The sequence below is a fragment of the Actinotignum inguinis genome, assembly GCF_051265835.1.
Lineage (GTDB): Bacteria > Actinomycetota > Actinomycetes > Actinomycetales > Actinomycetaceae > Actinotignum > Actinotignum timonense.
Genome location: NZ_JBOZDP010000002.1, coordinates 271,656 through 293,549 on the forward strand (window position 1 = coordinate 271,656; position 21,894 = coordinate 293,549).

Annotated in this window: 21 protein-coding genes and 1 tRNA gene; 8 read left to right on the forward strand and 14 right to left on the reverse strand. The window is 58.5% G+C overall.

The window, feature by feature from the left end:
* Positions 1–63: 63 nt before the first annotated feature.
* From add to ACRQFC_RS02470, 5 genes are all read right to left on the reverse strand, one after another.
* Positions 64–1,071, reverse strand: coding sequence for an adenosine deaminase (gene add / locus ACRQFC_RS02450; protein WP_435734633.1), 1,008 nt, complete (start codon positions 1,069–1,071; stop codon positions 64–66).
* A 43-nt stretch (positions 1,072–1,114) separates the two neighbouring features.
* A complete protein-coding gene (locus ACRQFC_RS02455) occupies positions 1,115–2,881 on the reverse strand; it encodes an adenine deaminase C-terminal domain-containing protein (protein ID WP_435734634.1) in 1,767 nt (588 codons plus the stop codon).
* A 52-nt stretch (positions 2,882–2,933) separates the two neighbouring features.
* Positions 2,934–4,352 (reverse strand): purine-cytosine permease family protein, encoded by a 1,419-nt coding sequence (locus tag ACRQFC_RS02460; RefSeq protein ID WP_435734635.1) that lies wholly within the window; start codon positions 4,350–4,352, stop codon positions 2,934–2,936.
* Positions 4,353–4,578: 226 nt separating this feature from the next.
* Positions 4,579–5,391, reverse strand: coding sequence for a transcriptional regulator FtsR (gene ftsR, locus ACRQFC_RS02465; protein ID WP_284903277.1), 813 nt, complete (start codon positions 5,389–5,391; stop codon positions 4,579–4,581).
* Complete coding sequence (locus ACRQFC_RS02470; protein WP_016442798.1) at positions 5,384–5,833, reverse strand: FHA domain-containing protein; 450 nt, start codon at positions 5,831–5,833, stop codon at positions 5,384–5,386. The genes ftsR and ACRQFC_RS02470 overlap by 8 nt, the downstream gene beginning before the upstream one ends.
* Before the next feature lie 329 nt (positions 5,834–6,162).
* Here ACRQFC_RS02470 and ACRQFC_RS02475 point away from each other — a divergent pair.
* The 3 genes from ACRQFC_RS02475 (at position 6,163) to ACRQFC_RS02485 (ending at position 7,418) form a co-directional block, all read left to right on the forward strand.
* Positions 6,163–6,236, forward strand: a tRNA-Pro gene (locus tag ACRQFC_RS02475).
* Positions 6,237–6,470: 234 nt separating this feature from the next.
* Positions 6,471–6,722 carry a hypothetical protein gene (locus tag ACRQFC_RS02480; RefSeq protein WP_016442796.1) on the forward strand — a complete coding sequence of 84 codons (252 nt, stop codon included), beginning with the start codon at positions 6,471–6,473 and terminating at the stop codon, positions 6,720–6,722.
* 6 nt (positions 6,723–6,728) lie between these two features.
* Positions 6,729–7,418: a DUF981 family protein gene (locus ACRQFC_RS02485; RefSeq protein ID WP_026429366.1), complete on the forward strand. Its 690-nt coding sequence runs from the start codon at positions 6,729–6,731 to the stop codon at positions 7,416–7,418.
* Between the two features lie 241 nt (positions 7,419–7,659).
* Here ACRQFC_RS02485 and ACRQFC_RS02490 read toward each other — a convergent pair whose 3' ends face one another.
* The 8 genes from ACRQFC_RS02490 to ACRQFC_RS02525 all read right to left on the reverse strand — a co-directional run bounded on the left by ACRQFC_RS02490 (position 7,660) and on the right by ACRQFC_RS02525 (position 14,477).
* Positions 7,660–7,881, reverse strand: a complete 222-nt coding sequence (locus ACRQFC_RS02490) for a hypothetical protein (RefSeq protein ID WP_435734636.1) — start codon at positions 7,879–7,881, stop codon at positions 7,660–7,662.
* Positions 7,882–7,923: 42 nt separating this feature from the next.
* The gene (locus tag ACRQFC_RS02495; protein ID WP_435734637.1) at positions 7,924–8,301 is read right to left on the reverse strand and encodes a YxxD family cognate immunity protein YxxD; all 378 of its coding nucleotides are present in this window, start codon (positions 8,299–8,301) and stop codon (positions 7,924–7,926) included.
* Positions 8,302–8,360: 59 nt separating this feature from the next.
* Positions 8,361–8,735, reverse strand: coding sequence for a hypothetical protein (locus ACRQFC_RS02500; RefSeq protein ID WP_416341460.1), 375 nt, complete (start codon positions 8,733–8,735; stop codon positions 8,361–8,363).
* A gap of 168 nt (positions 8,736–8,903) precedes the next feature.
* Positions 8,904–9,812, reverse strand: coding sequence for a ribokinase (gene rbsK / locus ACRQFC_RS02505; RefSeq protein WP_087070794.1), 909 nt, complete (start codon positions 9,810–9,812; stop codon positions 8,904–8,906).
* Positions 9,812–10,909, reverse strand: coding sequence for an aldose 1-epimerase family protein (locus ACRQFC_RS02510; RefSeq protein ID WP_435734638.1), 1,098 nt, complete (start codon positions 10,907–10,909; stop codon positions 9,812–9,814). The genes rbsK and ACRQFC_RS02510 overlap by 1 nt, the downstream gene beginning before the upstream one ends.
* A 58-nt stretch (positions 10,910–10,967) precedes the next feature.
* Positions 10,968–12,374 carry an L-fucose:H+ symporter permease gene (fucP, locus tag ACRQFC_RS02515; protein ID WP_320757149.1) on the reverse strand — a complete coding sequence of 469 codons (1,407 nt, stop codon included), beginning with the start codon at positions 12,372–12,374 and terminating at the stop codon, positions 10,968–10,970.
* Between the two features lie 124 nt (positions 12,375–12,498).
* Complete coding sequence (gene deoC / locus ACRQFC_RS02520; protein ID WP_320757214.1) at positions 12,499–13,173, reverse strand: deoxyribose-phosphate aldolase; 675 nt, start codon at positions 13,171–13,173, stop codon at positions 12,499–12,501.
* 332 nt (positions 13,174–13,505) lie between these two features.
* Positions 13,506–14,477, reverse strand: coding sequence for a sugar-binding transcriptional regulator (locus tag ACRQFC_RS02525; protein WP_155875945.1), 972 nt, complete (start codon positions 14,475–14,477; stop codon positions 13,506–13,508).
* A gap of 198 nt (positions 14,478–14,675) precedes the next feature.
* Here ACRQFC_RS02525 and ppc point away from each other — a divergent pair, with 198 nt between their 5' ends.
* Together ppc and ACRQFC_RS02535 are read left to right on the forward strand one after the other, a co-directional pair.
* A complete protein-coding gene (gene ppc / locus ACRQFC_RS02530; protein ID WP_320757150.1) occupies positions 14,676–17,489 on the forward strand; it encodes a phosphoenolpyruvate carboxylase in 2,814 nt (937 codons plus the stop codon).
* 234 nt (positions 17,490–17,723) lie between these two features.
* Positions 17,724–18,341 (forward strand): TetR/AcrR family transcriptional regulator, encoded by a 618-nt coding sequence (locus tag ACRQFC_RS02535; protein WP_435734639.1) that lies wholly within the window; start codon positions 17,724–17,726, stop codon positions 18,339–18,341.
* A gap of 194 nt (positions 18,342–18,535) precedes the next feature.
* Here the strand turns inward: ACRQFC_RS02535 and ACRQFC_RS02540 are convergent, their stop codons facing one another.
* Positions 18,536–19,177: an antibiotic biosynthesis monooxygenase family protein gene (locus ACRQFC_RS02540; protein ID WP_320757152.1), complete on the reverse strand. Its 642-nt coding sequence runs from the start codon at positions 19,175–19,177 to the stop codon at positions 18,536–18,538.
* Positions 19,178–19,294: 117 nt separating this feature from the next.
* Between ACRQFC_RS02540 and ACRQFC_RS02545 the strand changes: the two genes are divergently transcribed.
* From ACRQFC_RS02545 to ACRQFC_RS02555, 3 genes are read left to right on the forward strand one after another with little or no spacing between them, the layout of a single operon-like run.
* Positions 19,295–20,035: an AzlC family ABC transporter permease gene (locus tag ACRQFC_RS02545; protein ID WP_320757153.1), complete on the forward strand. Its 741-nt coding sequence runs from the start codon at positions 19,295–19,297 to the stop codon at positions 20,033–20,035.
* Positions 20,032–20,352 (forward strand): AzlD domain-containing protein, encoded by a 321-nt coding sequence (locus ACRQFC_RS02550; protein ID WP_320757154.1) that lies wholly within the window; start codon positions 20,032–20,034, stop codon positions 20,350–20,352. The genes ACRQFC_RS02545 and ACRQFC_RS02550 overlap by 4 nt, the downstream gene beginning before the upstream one ends.
* A 59-nt stretch (positions 20,353–20,411) precedes the next feature.
* A complete protein-coding gene (locus ACRQFC_RS02555) occupies positions 20,412–21,788 on the forward strand; it encodes a DUF6688 domain-containing protein (protein WP_320757155.1) in 1,377 nt (458 codons plus the stop codon).
* Positions 21,789–21,894: the final 106 nt, after the last annotated feature.

The window sequence follows — 21,894 nt, forward strand, 5'->3', positions numbered from 1 at the left end:
AAAATTGAGGCGGCTGAGGCGAGCGCGCGAGATACCACTCGCCCGCCCCAGCGCCTACCTCATCTAGCCCTCATAGGCGGCAATCTCCGCGGCGATGCGCTCCTTGAGGGAGGCCGGCGCCCAGGAAATATCCACCGCATTGCGGGCAAAACGCTTGAGAGTCTCCTCATCGACCCCGGCTTCGTCCGCCACGCGCTGGTAATTCTCCGCGATATAACCGCCGAAATACGCCGGGTCATCCGAATTGACGGTGACCTTGACCCCGCGCTTATCCAGCTCGGTGAGCAGCCCCACCTTGGAGCCGTCGGAAACCCAGGTATTTGAGATCGGGCAGGAGGTCAGGCCGATACCGCGGCTGGCCATGTACTCCACCAGCTCGGGCTTTTCCAGCACATTGGTGCCGTGGTCCACGCGGTCCACCCGCACGTCCTCGAGGACCTGGCGGATATGCTCGGCCGAATCGGCAATATCAACATCGCAGTGCATGGTGAGCTGATAGCCCAGCTCGCGAGCCTTGGCGAAGACGGCCGCGAACTTGGCGGGCGGGTTGCCGGTTTCATCCGAATCGAGCCCCACGCCGATAATCCACGGGCGGTACGGCAGCGATTCCAACAGGGTCGCCATGGCGTATTCCGCCTGGAAATCCCGCAGGAAACACATAATGAGAGCGCTATCCACCCCTAGCTGTTCGCGCGCCTCAATCTGGGCGCGCCGCAGCCCGGAGATCACGGTGTGGAATTCCACCCCGCGCGAAGTATGCGCCTGCGGATCGAAGAACATCTCCACGTAGCGCACGTTCTGGCGCGCAACCTTGCGGAAATACTCCATCGCGAGGTCGTAAAAATCCTCCGCGGTGAGCAGCACGCTCATACCTTCGTAATACGCGTCCAGGAAGGAAGCGAGGTCATCGAATTGGTAGGAAGCCCGCACCTCCTCCTCGCTGGCGTAGGGCAGCTCCACGCCATTGCGGGCGGCGAGCTTAAATTTGAGATCGGGTTCCAGGGTTCCTTCAATATGCAGGTGCAGCTCAACTTTGGGCAGGCCCTGCACGAAGGGCGAAATCGCGGTCATATTTTTCCTTTCTGCGTGGTAACGTTCGCGCGGTCGCGCACCTTTACCGCGCTGCAATAACGGGGTCGACGACGTTAAATGTGACGCAGTCAATGAGGCCAAGATCGGTGATCGCCCAATCGGGAATCGCGGTGATAGACAGGAAGATGAGCTGGCCGAAGGGCGAATCGAGATCCGCGCCCAGCACCTCGCGGGCGGCCCGGTCCATCTCCGCTTCGGCGGCGGCCATATCCTCGGCAACCAGGTCGGCAACAATACCGCCCACCGGGAGGGGAAGCGAGGCAATAACCTCACCATCGCACACCGCAACCTGTCCCCCGCCCAGGCGGGTCACTTCGTTGATTGCCAGGGCGATATCCTCCGGGTTCACGCCCGCGCACACCACATTGTTATCGTCCGGCGCCGCCGAGGTGGCAATTGCCCCGCGCTTGAGGCCGAAGCCCTGAATAAAAGCAACGGGCAGGTTCGTGGTTTTGCCGTAGCGTTCGGCCACGCATACGTAAATGGCATCCTGGGCGGTATCGGGTTGCACCTTGCCGTCCACCACCGGGAGTTCCACCTCGGCGCCGGGGCGCTTGAAGGCGACGTCCTTGGAGAGCACGATGGTGCGCACCCGCGCCGAGGTAGCCGAATCGGCAACCGGAACAGCGATGCGATCCGCGCTCACCGGGGCGAGCTTAAAGGTATCGAGCACCGTGGCGGTGCGCTGCGGGGCCTGCGGTGCCCGTACGGCGGCGCCATTCTGCGCCACGATCCGCCCACCCTTGAGGACGGTGCGGGGCCGGAAATCTTCGAGAGAATCAACGAAGAGGATATCGGCAAAGCGCCCCGGGGCGATAGCGCCGATGCGGTCATCGAGCTGGAACATCCGGGCGGTGTTAATGGTGGCCATCTGGATTGCGGTCACCGGGTCAATTCCCTTCTCGATGGCCAGCCGCACCACGTAATCGAGGTGGCCGCGGCCCAGAATATCGGTGGCGGTCACATCGTCGGTGCAGAAACCAACCCGGTGGGCCGGGGCGCCCATCTCGGTGATGAGCTTAATGTTTTCCGCAAGCATGGGGGCGGCGGTGGATTCTCGGATGAGGATATTGATGCCGTTACGCATCTTCTCCAGTTCTTCTTCCGGAGAATACGATTCGTGACATAGCGTTACGCCGGAGGCCGCGTAGCCGGCAACCCGCCGTGCATCCACGAGCGGTGCGCAGCCGAAGGCATGCAGGCGGTTTTCTTCGGCCAGGTCCATGGCGGTGAGGACTTCTTCATCGCCGTATTCCACCATTTCCTGCACGGTTTCCCACAGGCCCACGCATTCGGGCATGCGCTGCACTTTCCGGTGGTCCTCCACGGCGAAACGGTGCCCCACGGTGGATTCGGGCACCGTGTAGGGTGCCTTGGCGGGCGCACCCCACCATACTCGCATGGAGGATTCTTCGGCTTCGGCCAGGAATTCCTGCACGCCTTCCAGGCCGGCGGATACCAGGATCTGGTCCAGGCCGGAAATCACGGAGGTGGTTCCGTAGCGGGACACCAGATCCGCGAACATGGTCACGGAAAGTTTGGAGCATTCGATGTGCTGGTGCCCGTCAATGAGACCGGGAGTCAGGTAGGCGCCGTCGGCATCAATAACGGTGGTATTCGGGCCGCGCTGCGCGTCCACGTTCCCCACCGCGGCCACCCGCCCATAGGCGATAGCGACGGAGGCCGGGTACGTTTCCCCGGTGAGCACGTTCACCAGGATTCCGTTATCAATAATGGTATCGGCGTGGGCGCGCCCGTAGGCGACGTCGAGAAGCTGACGATGAGGCATGGGTTCTCCTAAAAACTATGAGGGTCGGGGCGGATATGGCTGTTGCGGGCCCTTAGGCAGCGGTAATAAAGGCGCGGCGGGCTGCGCGTTCACGTTCACGCACCGGCCGCAGGGCCAGGTAGATCAGGGTGGAGGCGATCATGCCGGCGGGAATGGACAGATCGGGGGCCGCGGCGGGCACGTCCACGAGGAGCCGAGTAAGCGGACCCACCAGGTAACCCGAGTTCGTGAACAGCGCCGAGCAGAGCATCCCGCCCAGCAGCGCGGCCATTCCGGACCAGCGCACCCCACCGCTGCCCCAGTACGGGCCGTGGGATTCAATGGCCAAGCCGGAAAGATGGTAGGTGCCGCGCCGCGCCACCCAATCGAGCAGATACACGGTCACCCAGGGCGCCAGCCAGATACTCAGCGAGGCCGCGAAAGCGTTGAGGAGGCTGTAAAAAGCTTCCTGCTGGATCGCGAAAATGCAGATGGCCACGCAGATGAGGCTGTCGATGCACACAATCACCATGCGCGGCACGTGGATACCGGCCGTCTGCAAATTCAGGCCGGAGGAATAGAGGTTAGTGCCGTTCTGGAGCAGCAAACCGACCATCACCAGAATAAGGAACGGCACCGCGAAAGCCGGGCTGAGAATAGCCGGGACAGCCAGCGGATTGGACAGCTCCACCTCCGCGGGAACCACCACAGTTGCCATCGCGGCACCGAGGGTCTGAAGCAGCACGTAGGGAATAAACCCGCCCAGCGCGGCCCAGGTTCCCACCGCGAGGGGCGAAGAATCGGCAGGCAGGTAGCGGGAGAAATTCGCGCCGCTCGGCGCCCAGGACAGCCCACCTGAGACAATAACGAGCGAGGTTGCGGAAATCAGAGTGAAAAGCGAATCGGTGCCCGCCGAGGCACCCGGCGCTGCCTGCGGAATAATGAGGGCCGCCAACACAAGAAAAGCCACCGTGAAAATCATGGTTGCGTATTTTTGCGCTGCCATGAGAATCCGGTGGCCAAGAAGGGGAAGAAGAAGCTGAATCCCTGCAAGAAGAACGACGACGGCAATCTGCCCGCCGCCCTCTAAGGCAATGCCCGCACGGGCGAGGAGTGCCTCACAGGCGTAGTAGACGAGAATGAGCCCGCCGGCTTCGAAGCCGATGAGCATAAGCCAGGACAGCACTCCATTAATACGAGCCCCGCGGGTACCGAGTGATGCCCGTGAAATGGTCATCGTGGTGGTACCGGTGAGCGGCCCTTGAATGGAGGTAAGCGCGAGAAGCGGATAGGCAATAACGTTGCCGATCACAATAACGGCGAGCGCCTGGGTGAATGAAAGTCCGTACAGCAGCACCAGCATGGCGCCGTAGGACACGGTAAAAATATTCGTGGTTGTGCCCGCCCACAGAAAGAAAAGATCGCGGGGGCGACCGTACCTTTCCCGGGGAGAAACAAGGTCGATACCTTGGGTTTCCACAGAACCTGACATTAATTGTCTCCTGCTAGTTGAGGTGCCCAGCATGACCTGGGTTCGGTTCAATCGATATGAAGTTGTACTGCCACCCTACTCCTGGGTGGGCGGTGCTGTCTGCCCGGCGTGGCTCACTTTTGCGCAAATAGCGCCGTGAGCTGCATTTTCAGGGGTGCGAAGCGGGCGGCGCGTGACGTGTTTTCCGACGGTACGCGACGTGTTTTCCAGCGGCGCGCGATGCGATTTAGCGCAGTTCCACTTCGACGTTTTCCGTGAGCAAAGCGCCGTAAAGCCGGGCGATGGTGGCGCCATCCTCGGCGGCCTGGTTGAGGGCGCGTTCGGAGGCAACCGGGGTTTTCTTTGCCAGCTCGGTGGCCAGCTGGGTGGTAATCATCACGGCCTGGGCGTGCGCGGAATTCTTGACGCTGCGAATCTGGCGCAGGTCATAGCCGCCTTCCAGCAGCATCACGCAGTAGCGCACAATATCCGCCGATTGCGCGGAGAGGCGCCCGCGCGCATCGGTGGCGAGGATTCCCGCGGTGACCAGCTCTTCAATCGTGCCCAGCGCCGCTCCGGTCATATCGGCCAATTCGGCTTGGGTGATACGTTCGCCCGGTTTCGGGCGGCGCACTTCCGGTGCGGCGACGGCGCGCATCCCCCCGGGGCGGCCCGGTGCCTCGATGATGCCTTCATCGAGCTGGCGCAGCTCTTCCCGGATTTGGTCGAGGGGCAGGAAGCGGTCACGCTGTTCCCTCAGGATAAAACGCAAACGTTCGGTATCCGAGGTGGAAAAAAGCCGCTGATTGGTTGCGGTGCGATAGGGAGAAATAAGGTCGATGGATTCGTAATGCCGGATTTTCGAAACCGAGAGCATGGGGAATTCATCGGTGAGGGCACGGCGAACCTCCCCGATACGCAGGGTTGGTTCGTGGCTGAGGTCGTGAGGCCAGGTGCTCGGGCTACCATCCGCCCGCATGCGGCGCGGAGCGGAAGCGGGCGAGAAGGAAGAATCCGGGGTGGCCGTAGAAGCGCGAGATATCACCGGTGTATCACGCACCGGCTCGCGAAGCGTAGAAGGTCAAACGGAATTTTCCGATTTGGATTTCATCTCCGGTACGGAGCACGGCATCATCCACCCGTTCCCGATTAACGTAGGTGCCGTTGAGGGAGCCGGAATCACGCACGTGGAACGTATCGCCACGGCGGAAAAACTGCACGTGTTTGCGGGAAACGGTAACGTCGTCAAGGAAAATATCCGCGCGCGGGGAACGCCCTGCATTCGTCACTTCCCCATCGAGGAGGAACCGGGCCCCCGAATTCGGGCCGGATAGTGCAATGAGGAGTGCGGAGCCGGCGGGGAGGGCATCGATGGCGGTGCATTCTTGGGGGCTGAGATGGCGTTCGGCCACCGGTTGATCGGGCTGGGCGCCAATAGCGGTGAAGCGAGATGTTTCCGTGGGCGCGGGTGCGGCCGACCTCGGATCAAATTGTTCAGCCATATGCCTCTCCTTCACTGCCCTGGAGAACTTCCTCCGGCGCCTCATTATCGGTAACAATCCTATAACGATTCGGGACCATAACTCTAGTGAGGTCATCCGTCTCGAGGCGTATCGCGGCACTGCGTCGGGCATATCGCGGTGCGGCGCTGTACTTATCGCGACACGGCCCAGGGCATATCGGAGCACCGCGCGAAGAGCGGGCTATGTCACCTTCTGGGATTTGTCTTTTTCTATTCGTTTGAGGTAATCTCATGTGGTCCACGTGGCGATGACCTGATGTTGAAATCCGGTTATTGGGGCGGGGATAGCGCTAAGTTTTCTTATCGCTTCGGGCTATGGCGCAGTTTGGTAGCGCACTTGACTGGGGGTCAAGGGGTCGTGGGTTCAAATCCCGCTAGCCCGACGTTTTACCCGGGATGCCAGCAGTGCGTCTCGGGAATTTTCTTATATCGGGTTTCTGTACCGGCGTGCTGCTGAGTCCATTCCGGGTGGTGAGACACGCAGCGTCGTCGTACTACAACTAAAATTTCGCAAAAATGGCGAGTTTTCAGCGATTTACGTCACACGGGACTATTGTCCGAAGAAATGCTCCACACAAGCTGATAAAAGTCTGGGCGATTTAAGTTATGCTTGACACATGGAAAATCATCAAGATTTCAGTGGTATCCCCACTGACCTAGAGGAGCACAAGGTTGCCAGGTGGGCGTCGCTCCTCGCAAAAGCCACCTGGGTTGTCCTCGCGCTTGGACTCGTTATCGGGCTGGTCTTCTGGGCCACGGCAAGCGGAAGTACCGGGCAGGATCTTGGCGTCCTGAGCTGGTGCATCACTTTTGCCGCTTCCATCGCCTTGATGTCCATCCGCCAATTCCTGCTTTCGGAAAGGAGGTAACGGGCCATGCTCATGCAAGGTATTACGTATAACACCACCATGGCGCTCGTTGCCGGTGCGATTATGGTGCTCGTGGTTCTTTTCGCCCGCGTGGCTGCGAACCCGAATCACCGCACCCTGGCCGGGTGGGGCTGGACTTTCGTTGCTACCGGTGCCTTCCTGGGGATTACCGGTATTCATATGACCCTGACCTGGCCGCTGGCCCAGATCGACGGCGCTTTCTGCTGCTCCGTTGATAACATTACCTTCGGTGAGCCAGCTGCCTTCTACGGAATTTTGACCTTCATCGCCGGTATTGCGATTCTGCGTGCTGAAAAGCTTGCGGATAAGGGTGTGCGCCCCCTCGATCTGGTGGCCACGCTGCGTCCGCTTCTCTACGTTGCCGCTATTGGTGGCTTCGGGCTGGTGCTTTTCGGCATCGCGGGTATGCACTTCGGTATGTGGCGTCCCCCGGAAATTGAGCCGGTTGCGCGCCTCATGGCCGGATCGCTCATCGAGCCGCTGCTGGTCATGTTCCTGTACGTGGGCACCGGGGTTTCGGCGATCCTCTCCCCCTTCGTTCCGGATAGCAAGTGGGTGGCGCGTATTGCCGCCATCCTGACCTGGGGCGTGGGCATGCTGTGGATCTTCCTGTCCTTCACGGTGTTCTACAGCCACGTGGGCTTCTTCCCGCAGCCAGACGGTTCCTATATCTAAATAATCTCATCATCGCGCGGTAGTTTTTCACTGCTACCGCCAAAATAATCCGCGGGGTTCGGTACTGCTCGTCACGAGTAGCCGGGCCCCGCGGATTGTTATTGAGCGGTACTGCTCGGACAATGAGACGAAGGTGGATAGAGCACAACACCGTTCGTGATGTCGATAATCTTCTGCGGAAAATCCCGGTAGTCGAGCGAAAGGTATTGGTTGAGGCGTCTGGGACCATCGTGAACAATACTCACAATCTCAATCGCAACGACGAAGAATTCATCGTATTGGGGATCATCCATCTCAATCCCAAGCTCGCCAGCATTATCACTTTCGAATGCCGCGAAAAAATTCTTATGTATTCCTCACCATCGGCGAAAACGATGCGATACTGGGCATCTGGATGATCCCAGTAGTACGCCTCAAGAACATCTACTTGCTTTCGTTCCTCTGGATGGATGATGCCGGTCACTTATTGTTCCTCTTGCTCAGTGTGACAGGGACGATGTGGGCCTCAGTTTTGGATAGTAGGTATCGTTGCCCGAGTCGGCGAATTTCCCGGATAAACCACGGTGTTGGTCGTGATGTCAATAATCTTCTGCGGAAAGTCTCGATAATCGAGCGAAAGGTATTGGTTGAGGCGTCTGGGACCATCGTGCAGGATCTCTTGGATTTCGATATCAACAACGAAGAACTCATCGTACTCGGGGTCATCCATTTCTATCCCGAGCTCTCCGGAATTGTCGCTTTCGTAAGCTGTATCAAAAACGCCGATATATTCTTCACCATCGGCGAAAACGATGCGGTAGCACGCGTTTAGATGATTCCAGTGGTATTCCTCCAGATGACCTGCCTGCACGTGTTCTTCGGGATGGTCAATTTTTGGACGCATGGTATTCCTCCCTTGGCGCAGCAGGAACAATATGAGCTCCCGTCTTGGAAGGGAATGGTTTACTCATGTCTATCTTCCGAATTCTGAGCTGAATTTGCCGGATAAACCACGGTGTTGGTCGTGATGTCGATAATCTTCTCCGGAAAATCCCGGTAATCGACCGCGAGAAAATTGCTATACCGGCGCGGGCCGTCGTGGACAATTTCCAAAATCTCGAAATCCATTACAAAAAACTCGTCGTAGAGGGGATCGTCCATTTCGATGTCGAGTTCACCGGCATTATCGCTTTCGAACGAGGTGAAGTAGACCGCCCGGTAACATTCCCCATTAGAAAAGCTGATCTCGTAAAGTGCATCAGGATGCTGGTTGTCATAATCCCATACGTGGTGAAATTGATATTTTTCTTCGGGATGAAAAAGCCAGCCTCGTTCCATTATTTCCCCTCACGGACGGCTCGATACGGTATGCGGCATTGTTCTTATTGGCACTATAGCGCAGCAGCGACCAGGAAGCTCCCGATAGAGCCCCTGGCCGCCACTTTCTACGTGCCTTTCACTGCGCGGGGATATAACAGCGCGCGGATCCGTATCCCCTACCGCCGTTTAGCTGTGCAGGAGAGCGAATTCCTCTTTGCTGGCGTAGGAGGTTTGGGTGCCGCGTTTCGTTACCGAATCGGCAGCATAACGATTAGCCATACGCAAGGAGTACTCAATATCGCCGGTGGCGACCACATAATGGGAGAAGCACCCGATAAAGGCATCGCCCGCACCGGTGGTATCCACCGCTTCCACCGGCGTTGCCGGCAGCAGCATATCCACGCCATCGGCCACCCAGAGCACTCCCCTACCGCCGAGCGTCACAATAACGTTGCGCATCCCCGCCTCCAGCAGAGTATGCGCGGCATTGCGAACATCCGGGATAGTTTCTACCGGCATTCCGGTGAGCAGCGATAGCTCACTTTCATTAGGTGTGAAATAGGTGCAGGCCCGCACCCGGGAGAGCAGCAGATCCGGTTGGGCTGGCGCCGGGTTGAGAAGCACATCAATTCCGTGTTTCACCCCAAATTCAATAGCGTAATAGACCGTTTCCAGGGGAATCTCCAGCTGCAGAACGATCAGTTTGCACCTGGAAATCTCTGCCGCCGCGGCATCAATATCGGCCGGAGTTAGCAAGGAATTAGCACCCTGCACAATAATGATGGAATTCTGGGAATCCGGATTGACGAAAATAGGAGCCACCCCCGAAGTTGCCGCGGTACGCAGCACGTAGGTGGTATCAATCCCGTTGCGTTCGAAATTCGCAACCGTGTTATCGGCAAAGAGGTCATTACCCACCCGGGTCACCATCCGCACCGCCGAACCCAGGCGTGCGGCAGCCACTGCCTGATTGGCTCCCTTCCCACCGCAGCCGAGCGCAAAATCGGGCGCCTCCACGGTTTCGCCGTCGCCGGGCATGCGGTTGATATAGGAAATAAGATCGACCATATTCGAGCCGATTACTGCGATATCCATTAGTGTGCCTCTTTTGCTGTATCGTTCTTCGCGCTGCGGGAGTGAGAAAGTTCCGTGGCCTGCCCTTCCGGTACCAGGCCAGTATGCACCCGGAAACTCCTTATGCCACCGGGTTCCACCCAGATGAGGGTGCCGGCCTCCTTAGCGGCCAGGAAACCTTCGGGCCGGCTGGTTCCCGGAAGAACAAAAGCAGCCACCTGCTGGTCTAAAGTCCAGAGGATCCACCGGGTCGCCACGGGGAATTGCGCCGTCGAAAATTCTGTGAAGAAAGCGTGCCCCTCCGGGGCCGCAAGCTCAAAACGCGCGCTCTGCCCGTAGCGGGGCAGATCATCGGCGAAGTACACGATCTCCGGATTGAAGCTCTCCGCACCTTCCAAGGAATCCGCATCAATATCACCGGCGATAATCCGGTTATTCAACTCGGTCCATTCTGGGGTGGGCGTGACGTGCGCGGGAATGGAGCGGCGCAATTGGAAACTGCCCTCCGGGAGCGACTGGCGCATAATGCCGCCGGAAACGAAGGCATAATTCATATGGCACATGTACTGGAGGGGCATCGGCTGGCAGGGAGAAAGATTCTCCACATCCATACCGATGGTGAAATCGGTGGCCCCGGCGCCCAGTGAAACCGTGGGCGTGGCACGGTAATGATCGCCAAATCCACGTGCGTATTCATAGGTGGAGGCAAGCCGAATAGCGCCGTCGTTCCCACAACTATCGATCTCAATCCAGGCGCGATCCATCGTGGCGCAAGAAAACTCCCCGTGCAGCACGTGAGTATCGTCCGGGCTCGGGCAACCGGCCGCGAGCAAGCCGGAATGGAAAGCGAAACAGCCGTAGGTATCCGAAATCTCGCGGGCGGGGCGCGGCTGGCTGAACATATTTTTCATGCGCAGCGAGATGCCGTCGAATTGGGCGTCCCAGATAATTCCGCCCATAAATGGCAGAACCTCAATATAGCCGCGCGAATTATGCACGGTGAGCGAGGCAACGCCCGAAGGATAGCGCTGCGCAATCACCCGAAACTCCGGGGACTTGGCCAGGCAGCGCGGTGCCTCGGCGAACTGGTCCTCACGCAGATTAATAGTGAACGTCATAATGATCTCCTTTGTTCATAACAGTGACGTTTTAAAACAGCACGACAGGTGGGCGCGATCATGCCGCAGCGCACGCGCGATCCTTACGATAAATAGAGAAGAAGTAGATGAGCACCGCCACGAAGCAGCATAGCGATACGATGAAGGACGTCTGCATTGACCCGGTCTTGTCCGAAACCAGTCCCTGAATGACGGGGATCACCGCGCCGCCGATAATCGACATAACAATAACGGCACCGCCGGTTTCTGTATGCCGCTTATCCTCGATGGCGTCGAGGGTACGTGAATAAATAGTGGCCCAGCACGGCCCGAAAAGCCCGGAGGTTACGATGGCGGCGTAGACCGCGGTCATATTCGGTACCAGTACTACGTAGCTGAGGGCCGCTACCCCGGCCAGGGAATACAGCACGAGGACCAGGTTTTCGTTCAGCTTCGTCATGAGAATATTCGCGATAAATTTCCCGGTAAAGAAAGCCGCGAAAGCCCACACCATGTAGTTACTGGCGGTACGTTCATTAATCGACGTATCGAGGGTGAGAGCGAGGCGAATCGTGAAGGACCACACCGCCGTCTGCATACCCACGTAGAGGAATTGGGTGAGAATCCCGGTGCCGAAGCGCTTATTGTGGACAAGATAGCGCAGCGTTTCGCCAATGGACGCCCGGGACTGGTGGTGCGCGGCGTTGAGCGGTTTACACGACGGCAATTGCGTGAGCGCCACCAAAATAAGTACGACGGCGAGCACCAGAATAATGAACCTATAGGGCTGCAAGGTGCGCTGGAGCATTTCCTGCGCAAATTGGGTTTTCTCCAGGCCGCTCAGGTCATCAAGCTGCTTATGAAGAGCCTCTCCTTCCGTGAAAATCAGGTATTTACCGAGCAGAATTCCGAAAATAGAGCCCAGCGGATAGAAAGTTTGGGAAATATTGAGCCGCAATGTAGCGCTACGCCGCGGGCCAATCATGGTGGAATAGGTATTGCAGGAGGTCTCCAGGAAGGAAAGCCCGGTAGCAATAGCGAACAGCGCTGCCAGGAAAACGGAGTAGGTTGCCATATGTGAGGCCGGGAAGAACATCGTGCAGCCGATGATATAGCAGCTCAGACCCACCAGGATCCCGGTTTTATACGACCATTTCCGGATCACCCGCGAGGCGGGGATGGCCAGCAGGAAGTACCCGCCATAAAAGGCGGATTGCACGAAGGCGGAGGCGAAATCAGAGAGCTCGAAAATTGATTTGAATTGGGTAATGAGCACGTCATTGAGGGACGCGGCAGCTCCCCACAATGGGAAACAAATAGAAATAAGAATGTATTGGAGCAGCGGAGTGCGGTTGAGATAACCGTCGCGCAGCTGGAGGGAGGGATCTTTAATGAGACCGAAGCTGGTATTGGGAACTCCGGATTCTTCTTCGTGCGGTTTTAGTGTGGTCCGCAGTGGGGCGTCATTGCCCGATTTTCCTGACATGACTAGTCCTTCTTTTGTCAAAGTTCGCCCGCGGGTGGTGGGTTGCGGCCTCGCTGCCACCCCACCTCCCGGATGGAGAATATTCGGTTGTTTTTGCTGGTACTTGTTCGGGTGTTTAGTGTGTTTAGCGCTGTAATTCGGCGAGGATCTGAACTCCGGCGGAAGCTCCGATGCGATTGGCTCCGGCTTCCACCATGGCGCGGAAATCAGCGGCGCTGCGGATTCCGCCGGCCGCTTTCACCCCCATCTCTTCCCCTACAGTTGCCCGCATGAGGGCGACAGCGTGTTCCGTTGCCCCACCGGAGGAAAAGCCCGTTGAGGTTTTTACGAAATCCGCTCCGGCACGTTGGGCAGCCCGGCAGGCGTGCACGATCTCCTCATCGCTGAGCAGGCAGATCTCAATGATCACCTTGACCAGTGCGGTGGGCTGAGCCGCACCCACTACCGCGGCGATATCCGTTTCCACATCCTCCCAGCGTCCATCGCGTGCCGCACCCAGGTCTATGACCATATCTACTTCGGTAGCCCCATGCGCGATAGCATCGCGAGTCTCGAAAGCTTTGGTTGCCGAAGTACTGGCCCCCAAGGGGAATCCAATAACGGTGCACACCTTGACGCCGCTACCCGCAAGGAGGGTCGCGCAAGTTTCCACCCACACCGGGTTAACGCATACCGATGCTGTTCCCAGGTCGCGGGCCTGGGAGCACAGTTCCTCAATTTCGCCGCGGCGTGCATCGGCTCGCAAGAGTGTGTGGTCGATGAGCTGTGCGGGATGTGGATAATGATCGAGAGCGGGCATCATGACTCCTTTGTATGTTTCCCACCGTGATTCACGCTGATAGCGGGAAACTCCACCACCGTAGTCTCCCCTAGCAGTCTCACGCTACTGATATAACACCGTTCCCGGTGTTCACGAGTGAATCTAGGCGAGAGCCCCGCTTGCGCGCCACGCGCTGCCCCGCGCTTCGGCAGCGTATAGAACGGCGTCAGCTTGCGGGAAAACCACTGTGGCGCGGTTACGGAGCGCGCATATTGCCACCGATGTTCGCGAAAGGAACATTTGTTACACGGCAGCTTAGCCTTGTTATCCCTCAGCGGTTCAACTTCGGATCACTGCGTTCAGACTCATCGTCAGGCCATCATCGTCAAAGCCCGCGCGGTCCCAACATCGGTGACCAGGCGGGACACATAGCCATTGGCCAGGGCTGCATAAATTGCTTGGAGTTTATCCGGCCCTCCGGCGACCAGGATCTTTTGCTCCTTTTCGCGCAACTCGGGCAGGCTAATCCCGGTGGCGCGATTATTGAGATCCGGGAGGCATATCCGGCCCTGCGCGGTAATGAAATGGGTGCAAATATCACCAACCGAGGTGGTGAGCAGGCGCGTCATATCCGCATCCTCCAGGCGGAAACCTGCCAGATAGGCCAGATTCGAGCGGGCATCCCCCACGGTGTAGAGAACCACCCGAGTGCTGGCCCGCTGCGTGCGCGTAGCTCGCAAGCGCGCCTTCACGCCCGGATCTTCACGTTGCTGAGCACTGAGAAAAGCCGGGAGCTGGAAATACACGGCCTGCCCGCCGCAGGAGGCGGCAATGCGTTCCATCACCATCGTTTCATCAATGGTGCGCACGCACGCCCCGATGCAGCACGTGAGTTGAATAATGGCAACGCCTTTGCGCGGAATACGAGGCATATGGCGGGAGACCGCTTCGGTCGTGCGCGAAAGGCAGATGCCGATAGCGTCGCCGTCACGAATCTGTTCGCTGAGCACCTGCGCGCCCACCCGCCCGAGGGCCTCGCGCATATCTTCCGGCGCGGAACTGGGAGGACTGACCAGGCGCACATCCAGTAAATTGAAGCGTTCGCTCAAACGCGCGCACAGGAAAGCATCATCTTCACGCGGATCATTGACGGTAATCCGCACAAAACCGCGTTTGCGGGCGTGGCTGAGCAACTTGGAAATCGTGGAGCGAGCCAGGTGCATCCGCTGGGCGACCTCATCCTGACTGAGACCGGAGTAATACAGTTTTGCGGCATCAAGCGCATCAATATCCCGAGTAGAAAGACCAGAGTCCACGTGCACCACCTCGTCGTCGTACCTCACCACCGCTAGTGTAAGCGAGGCTTCCCGCGCACGTAACAACGCAGTCGCCGCGGCGTCGTTCCACCCGGGACCTGTGATTACACCGGGGCGCGGCCTTAGCGTTAGGATGGAGAGCGGCATCGGTAAGGGCACACGCCACAGCTGTGCCTCGCCCGATACCGTGACGGTGAGATCCCTAAGGAGAGGCGAGTAGATCTAGTGAGCCACGACCAAGATATTCAGCTCCACGACTCCGTTGACCGCACCACGGCCCGCTCCACTGAAGATTTTGACGCCCCGTTGCGCGCGGTTGTGCGGCGCCTGAGCACGATGCTCGGTCAAGAAATCGCCCAGCAGCACGGGGAAGAAACCCTCGACCTTATTGAGAAAGTTCGCGCGGCTGCGCGTGACCTAGATTCGGAGACGGCAGCTTCGGAAGTGCAGCGCTCCCTGGATGATATGTCCACGGATACCGCCATTATTCTCACCCGCGCTTTCGCGGAATATTTCCTGCTGGCCAATGCCGCGGAACAAACGTTCCGTATCAAGGTTATCGGTGATAAAGAGCCGGCCGAATCCTGGGTGCCGCGCGCAATTTCCCGAATCTATGACGCGGTCGGGCTGGAAGGCCTGCAAAAAACCGTCGATTCGCTTGATATTCGCCTTGTTTTTACCGCTCACCCCACCGAAGCGCAGCGGCGCGCCGTGCTCACCAAGCTACGCCGCGTCTCGGAAATTGTAGAGACGGAAACGGAAGAAGGCAGTGAAGAACGCGCCCGCCAAGATCGCGAACTCGCCTCGGTGATGGAGAGTATCTGGCTCACGGATGAATTGCGCCGGGTACAGCCCACTCCTCTGGACGAAGCCCGCAATGTCATGTGGTATCTGCGCAGCCTCTACACGGATACCCTTCCCGATGTCATCACGGATTTCCGTGACGAACTGGAACGTTACGGTGCCCGCCTTCCGGAAGACGCAGTGCCGATTCGTTTCGGATCCTGGATCGGTGGGGACCGCGACGGAAATCCTTACGTCACGGCAGATGTCACCGCCGATGTGTTGCGGTTGCAGTCCAGCACCGCTATCGATATTGCGGTGTGGTTCGTCAACCGCGCGATGCTCAGCTTGTCCATTTCCTCGCGTCTTTCGGGCGACGACGCCGCACTGCTGGCTTCTCTGGAAGAGGACTTCCGCTTCCCGGACCTTGTGGATGAAGATTCGCGGGCTCTTTACGCGGAAGAACCCTACCGGCTCAAACTCGGCGCTATTCGCTCCAAACTCAATAATACGAAGGTGCGCATTACCACCGGGGCCGAGCACATCCCCGGCCATGATTACGCAACCGGATCGGAAATTCAGGAAGAATTCCAGCTGCTCCGCGATGCACTGCGCCGCCACGGTGCGGAACGGGTAGCCGATGGGCTGCTCGCCACCGCCCAGCAAATTATTCACGGGATGGGCCTAGGGCTAGTCATTTTGGATGTCCGAGAGCATTCCGAGAAGCATTTTGAACTGCTGAGTGAATTGTTCAATCGCTTTGGTGGGCTGGAGGCGGATTACGCAACGCTGAGCCGCGAAGAACGCACCGTGCTGCTGGGGCGGGAACTGGCTTCGGCACGCCCGCTGGCCCCCGCGCTCATTAACACCGATGATTCGCCGCTCACCGCGAGTTCGCAAAAGACTTTCGAGGTGTTCCGGGCGATTCGCCAGGCCCATAAGATATACGGGACCGACGCCATCACCACCTATTTGGTCTCCATGACCCACGGTCCTGATGACATCCTCTCCGTGGCTCTGCTGGCCCGCGAAGCCGGGATTATCGATCTGGAAAGCGCGGAGAAACGAGCAGATCTGGGATTCGCTCCGTTGCTGGAAGAAGTGCCGGAACTGCGCCGGGCCGGGGATATCCTCGATACCCTCCTTTCCGATCCTTCCTATCGGGAAATTGTGCGGCTACGGGGTAACCGTCAGGAAGTAATGCTGGGCTACTCCGATTCCAATAAAGATGCGGGTGTGGTGACCTCCCAGTGGGAGATTCACCAGGCCCAGCGTCAATTGCGCGACGTCGCCGCACGCCACGGCGTGACCCTGCGGCTCTTCCACGGCCGCGGTGGCTCGGTGGGGCGCGGGGGTGGACCCACCTATGACGCAATTTTGTCTCAGCCCTACGGTGTCCTGGACGGGGAAATTAAGTTCACAGAACAGGGCGAGGTTATCTCCGATAAGTACACGCTGCCGGCCCTGGCACGGGAGAATCTCTCCCTCACCCTGGCTGCCGTGATGGAGGCCTCCGCCCTGCACCGCGAACCGCGCAATAGCAATGTGTCGCTCAGCCGTTATGACGAAGTCATGGATTTCCTCAGCGGTGCTGCGTACCAGCGCTATCGGGTTCTTGCCGATGATCCCGATTTGCCTGAATACTTCGTGACCTCCACTCCGGTGGAATTGCTGGGCGATCTCAATATCGGATCACGTCCTTCCAAGCGCACCACCTCGGAAAAGGGCTTGGATGGCCTGCGAGCTATTCCCTGGGTTTTCGGGTGGACCCAATCCCGCCAGATCGTTCCGGGATGGTTCGGCGCTGGTTCTGGGCTCCGGGCTGCTCGCGAAGCCGGTTACGGTGAGGATTTGAAGAAGATGGTGCGCGGTTGGCAGTTCTTCCGCACCACGATGTCCAATATCGAGATGACCCTGGCGAAAACTGATATGGATATTGCAGGGCATTACGTACGTACGCTTGTGCCTGAGCGTCTCCACCATATCTACGCGGAGATTCGCGAAGAATACGAGCTGACGGTGCGTGAACTTGAGGCCCTGCTGGCTGAGGATGACCTTCTTGACACCCAACCGGTTCTCCAGCGTACCTTGCGTATCCGTGACCAGTATCTCAAACCCATCCATTACCTCCAGGTGGCACTACTGGCGCGGGTTCGGGCTGATGCGGCTTCGGGCAAGGAGCAATCAGCTGGTGAGCAGCGTGCTCTGCTCACCACGATTAACGGGATCTCCGCTGGAATGAAGAACACGGGATAAGCGTTAAGGAAACCGAATGAAGCGTGCGGCGAACTCACCGCGCGAGATGAGGCTCAGTACCGACAAGGGCGCCGGTGCTGAGCCTCATTTTTATCCGGGCATCTTTTGAATGGCGGCGGCGCATGGGGGGCTTCGGAACTCGTTGCTGCGAGCACCACCTCGGTTTCCCCATTTATTAAGAAAAAACCTGTGTTTCGAGCGACACCGGAGTTATTTTTACACTAAACTGAAACCGTGGAACGAACGCATGGAAGAAAAGTGGGTAGGAAGCAACGCTTCAACGCTGACGATGTTATTCGGGCAGCGAAGGAGGTTGGCGTCTTTACCTTCACTATGAGTGATATAGCAAGCAAGATCGGCGTCGCGACCCCCGCGGTGTACCGCCTCTACGATGGCCGCCAGGACATTGTGGATGCAGTCGTTCGGCGTGCCGCCGATGAAACACCAATCGTGCTGGCGGGCACAGATTGGCACGATGCCATTGAGCAGGCAGATGCGAATCTGCGGCGCACCCTGGATGATTTCGTGGGTCTGGGTGAGGTGCTGCTGTGTAACCCGAAATTGACGGTGCATTTTGCCCGTCAGCTCCAAGGGCTCTCCCGGGCACTGGAAGATGGCGGTTTTTCGCATCGCAAGGCGGTGGCTTTCGCATTTATGGCAACCGGGCGGACTATTCTCCACTATGTTACGGAAAAGGCTTTCCGTAACATCGATCTGGAGGGTCTGGATGTCATGGAGAAAACCGGGCCGGATCTGATTCCCTTCCTCGAGGATGCGGCGGAGGAGCCCGCGGGCGCTCTGGACGGATACGAAGCAGTGCTGCTCCGATATCTGGAGGACCGGGAGCGCTAGGCGCGGCCTTTTGCTGTAGTTGCGGGGCTGGAACACGACACCAGCTAGCGCACAAGAATCAACCTGTACACGGGCGGGTACCGAGGAAACGGTACCCGCCCCTTAGTTTGCCAGGCGGACATCATTCTTCCTGAATGATATCCGTATTTCCACAGCATCGTCCTCACCCCGCGCCTCAGCTCCGAATCCAGGACCTACCGCTTGGTGCTCTGCTGCACCACTGCGTACCCGTGCAGGGTCACATCCAGCCCCCGATTCTTGGGCTGATCCGCGGTGTTATGCGGAGCGCGTTCCCGAGCCGCAGCCCAGGCATCGTAAGACTCCTGCGCATCCCAGCCGGTCACCACGTAGTACTCCTCCACCCCGCGCACCGGGCGCCACAGCTCGAAGAAGGAGAATCCGGGCGCGGCATCCACGGCCGCTTTGCGCGCCGCGAAACGCTGCTCAATAACCTTTTCCATCCCGGGAAGGAAGGATAGCGCCACAAGAGAAACAAAACCCGCCTGCGGGGTTTCCCCGTGCTCGACTTCGGGAAGATTGACTACATCAAATTCGAGCAGCTGCGCGCTCAGGTCCGCATGGGCAGCCGCGTGGCGGTTCTCCTCCATCTTGCGCGGATGTGCCGCTGGATCGCTACGCCACGCTGTGAAATCTTCCTCGGACTCCCATTCGGTGACCACCAGGTAGCGCTCCCCTTCGTTGAGCGGGCGCAGCAACCGGAAGGATAGGAAACCGGGCCGCTGATCTACGGCACCTTCGCGCGCAGCAAAACGCGCTTCGAAGTGCTCGCCAGCACCTTCCGGAACAGAAATAGCATTGATTTTCACGACGGTCATGGAGGCTCCTTCACCTTGAATAATGGGACGTGCACCATAGTAACTCTCTTGGCGCCCCGCGCTCCGCATCGTGGAAACTTCACCCTCCGCTCCCCCGCCAGTGCCACAATAGGGCGCATGCCTTCCCACGTATCAGATGTACGCTTCGGAGCACAGATGGCCGCGGGCGCCGGCCTGGGAATGATCCCCCTGGGCATGGCCTTCGGACTTCTTGTCATCCAGTACGGCCAACCGTGGTGGCTTGCTCCCGCGCTGTCCTTCTTTATTTATTCCGGCTCGGCTGAGCTGCTCGCCGTCGCCCTCATTAGCGCACACGCACCGGTCCTCACGATTCTCCTCACCATCTTTTTCGTGAACGTACGTCACGTTTTTTACGCGTTTTCGTATCCCATCGCGCAGCTCACCCACCCGCTTGCCCGCATGTATTGCGTCTACTCCCTCACCGACGAAACCTACGCGATCACCACCTCGCATCCGGGCGTCTGGAACCAACGCCGGCTCATCTCTCTCCAAGCTGTGCTCCAGGCATGCTGGGTTGGTGGCGGACTACTGGGAGTAGCGATTGGCGGATTCCTCCCCGGGCAGATTCGTGGTGTTAATTTTGCGCTCGTCGCCCTTTTCATCGTCCTCGCCCTGGACGCTTTCCACGCACGCCGCGATATTCCCGGCGTGCTCGGTGCCGGCCTCGCGTTCCTGCTGGCGCAGCTATGTGCGCCGAGCGCCCTTCTGCCCGTCGCGATGAGTCTTTTCGCGCTGTTCTTGGTGGTGCGTTTCGTGGTGCGCACTCGTGTCAAGAAGAACGACGGCGCAGCACCTTCCCCGGGCGGCGCAGCAGGCGAGGTAGGTGATCTGCGATGACTAGCTATCTCCTGGCTGTCCTGCTCGGCTCTTTGGCTCTCATGCTGTGCCTGCGCGGGATTCCCTTCCTCATTTTGCATCCGCTGCGCCGCTCGCGCCTGGTTCGAGCGCTCTCGGTCTGGCTCCCGGTGGGGGTGCTGGTCATTTTGGCCCTGGCGATGGTACGCAACGAAGTCCTTCCGGTGTCTGCTGAATCTGTGCTGTACGTGAGCGTAGCCAGCGCCGTCACGATCCTGGCGCACGAGCTTTCTGGGCGCCGCATGCTCGTTTCCCTCGCCGCCGGTACCCTCACCTACATCGGCTTGCTAGCGATCTAGAATCTGGGGTGACGCTTGCGCCACCGGAAGCAAGCGGAAGACGGCTGAGGAGGATCCGGATGTCTCAGGCCCGCAAGCGTAGTTTCGTGAAGCGGCACCCCTACCTCACGCAGATTTTTCTTGCCTATGTTATTGCAGTCCCCGGGTATCTCCTCTATACCGCATATACGGGACAGCTTAACCCGGGGGCTTCGTGGGACCCTCAAGCTTTCATTTTCCTTTCGGTTTTCTTCACCCTCCTCCCCTGGGTGACCACGTACCCGGTTATTCTCACCTGTTACCAGGTGATCGCGCTCATCACCGCAATACGGGGGAAGCCGCTGCCGGTTCTGGAAGTAGCGCATGATGTCTGGACTATCTTTCTAGCGCTTAGTTTCCATTTGGCCGCTATCTCGATGAGATACAGGGTGGTCTTTTATGCCGATTGGTCGGAGCAACTCGTCAATGACCAGACGCATACGCCGGTCCACACTGATTTTCAGCCATTTTTAGTGCTGCTGTGCATCGTATGCTCGGTAGCTTTTCTTTACGTGCGGCTCAAGCCGCTCAGCCAGATCCCGCCACTTCTCACGGTTCTCTGCTTCTCGTGCATCTATCTTGGCAACGCGATTGTTATCGTATGGACTATTCAAACATTCCGGCCTGGGGGACCTGAAAATCTCATTCTGTTGTTGCCGGTCACCGCGGTAGTGTTGATCTCCGCGAAAACAATCATCGTGAAAATCCACGAATTTCATTCCCACGCACCCCAAGCTATCCAGGAGACTCAGGCGGATCGGCGGGTGCCGGACATCCAGGATGCGCAGGATGTGCAGAACGGGCCTCGAGTTCAGGATACCCAGGAGGAACGGGCGGTCGGATCTGGCGTGCTCGCCTACTTTGAAAGGATTCTTTCCCAAGCTAGAAACTGGCCCCTTCTCGCTCTGCTCGCCCTCATCCCTGTGCTGGGTATCTTCCTCCTTATTCTGGTGCTTTTCGGCCAGGAACCAAACGCCGCCATCAAAGCCTTCACGGAAACAAGTGACTGGACGCTTTCGCAGCGCATCGCACCTCCCAATACGTACTACGACGAACACTATCTGTGTACCGTGGCAGCCGGTGGGCACCCGGCGGTAGTCAAACCGATCCGGGACGGAGTGCGCGGCGGGCATCGCATTACCGTGAATCGCCAACTTCTTATTGCGAATGCTTTCGAACAGGTTCTCGAAGAAAAGACCCCGAAGGCACATCGGGCAATCCGCAGCTTCTATAACCGTTACGGCTTCCCGCTCTCGCGACTCATCTGCACCCGCCTCGCAGCGGACGTCGTATGGCTCGCTATGAAACCCCTGGAATGGCTGTTCCTGGCAGTTATTTACCTTGTTGATACTCGCCCGGAGGACCGTATCGCAATCCAGTACACCGGCCGCCGCCGTGAGGACTTCACTGCCGGGTAATCTCAAGCGCGAGTTGAAACTGAACTAATAGCGCAAGGGTGTGTGTAATGTAGCTGCCGTTGCGCTTTGATTTCGGGCAAACGCTGCGGTCTTCCCGCGAGAGTCT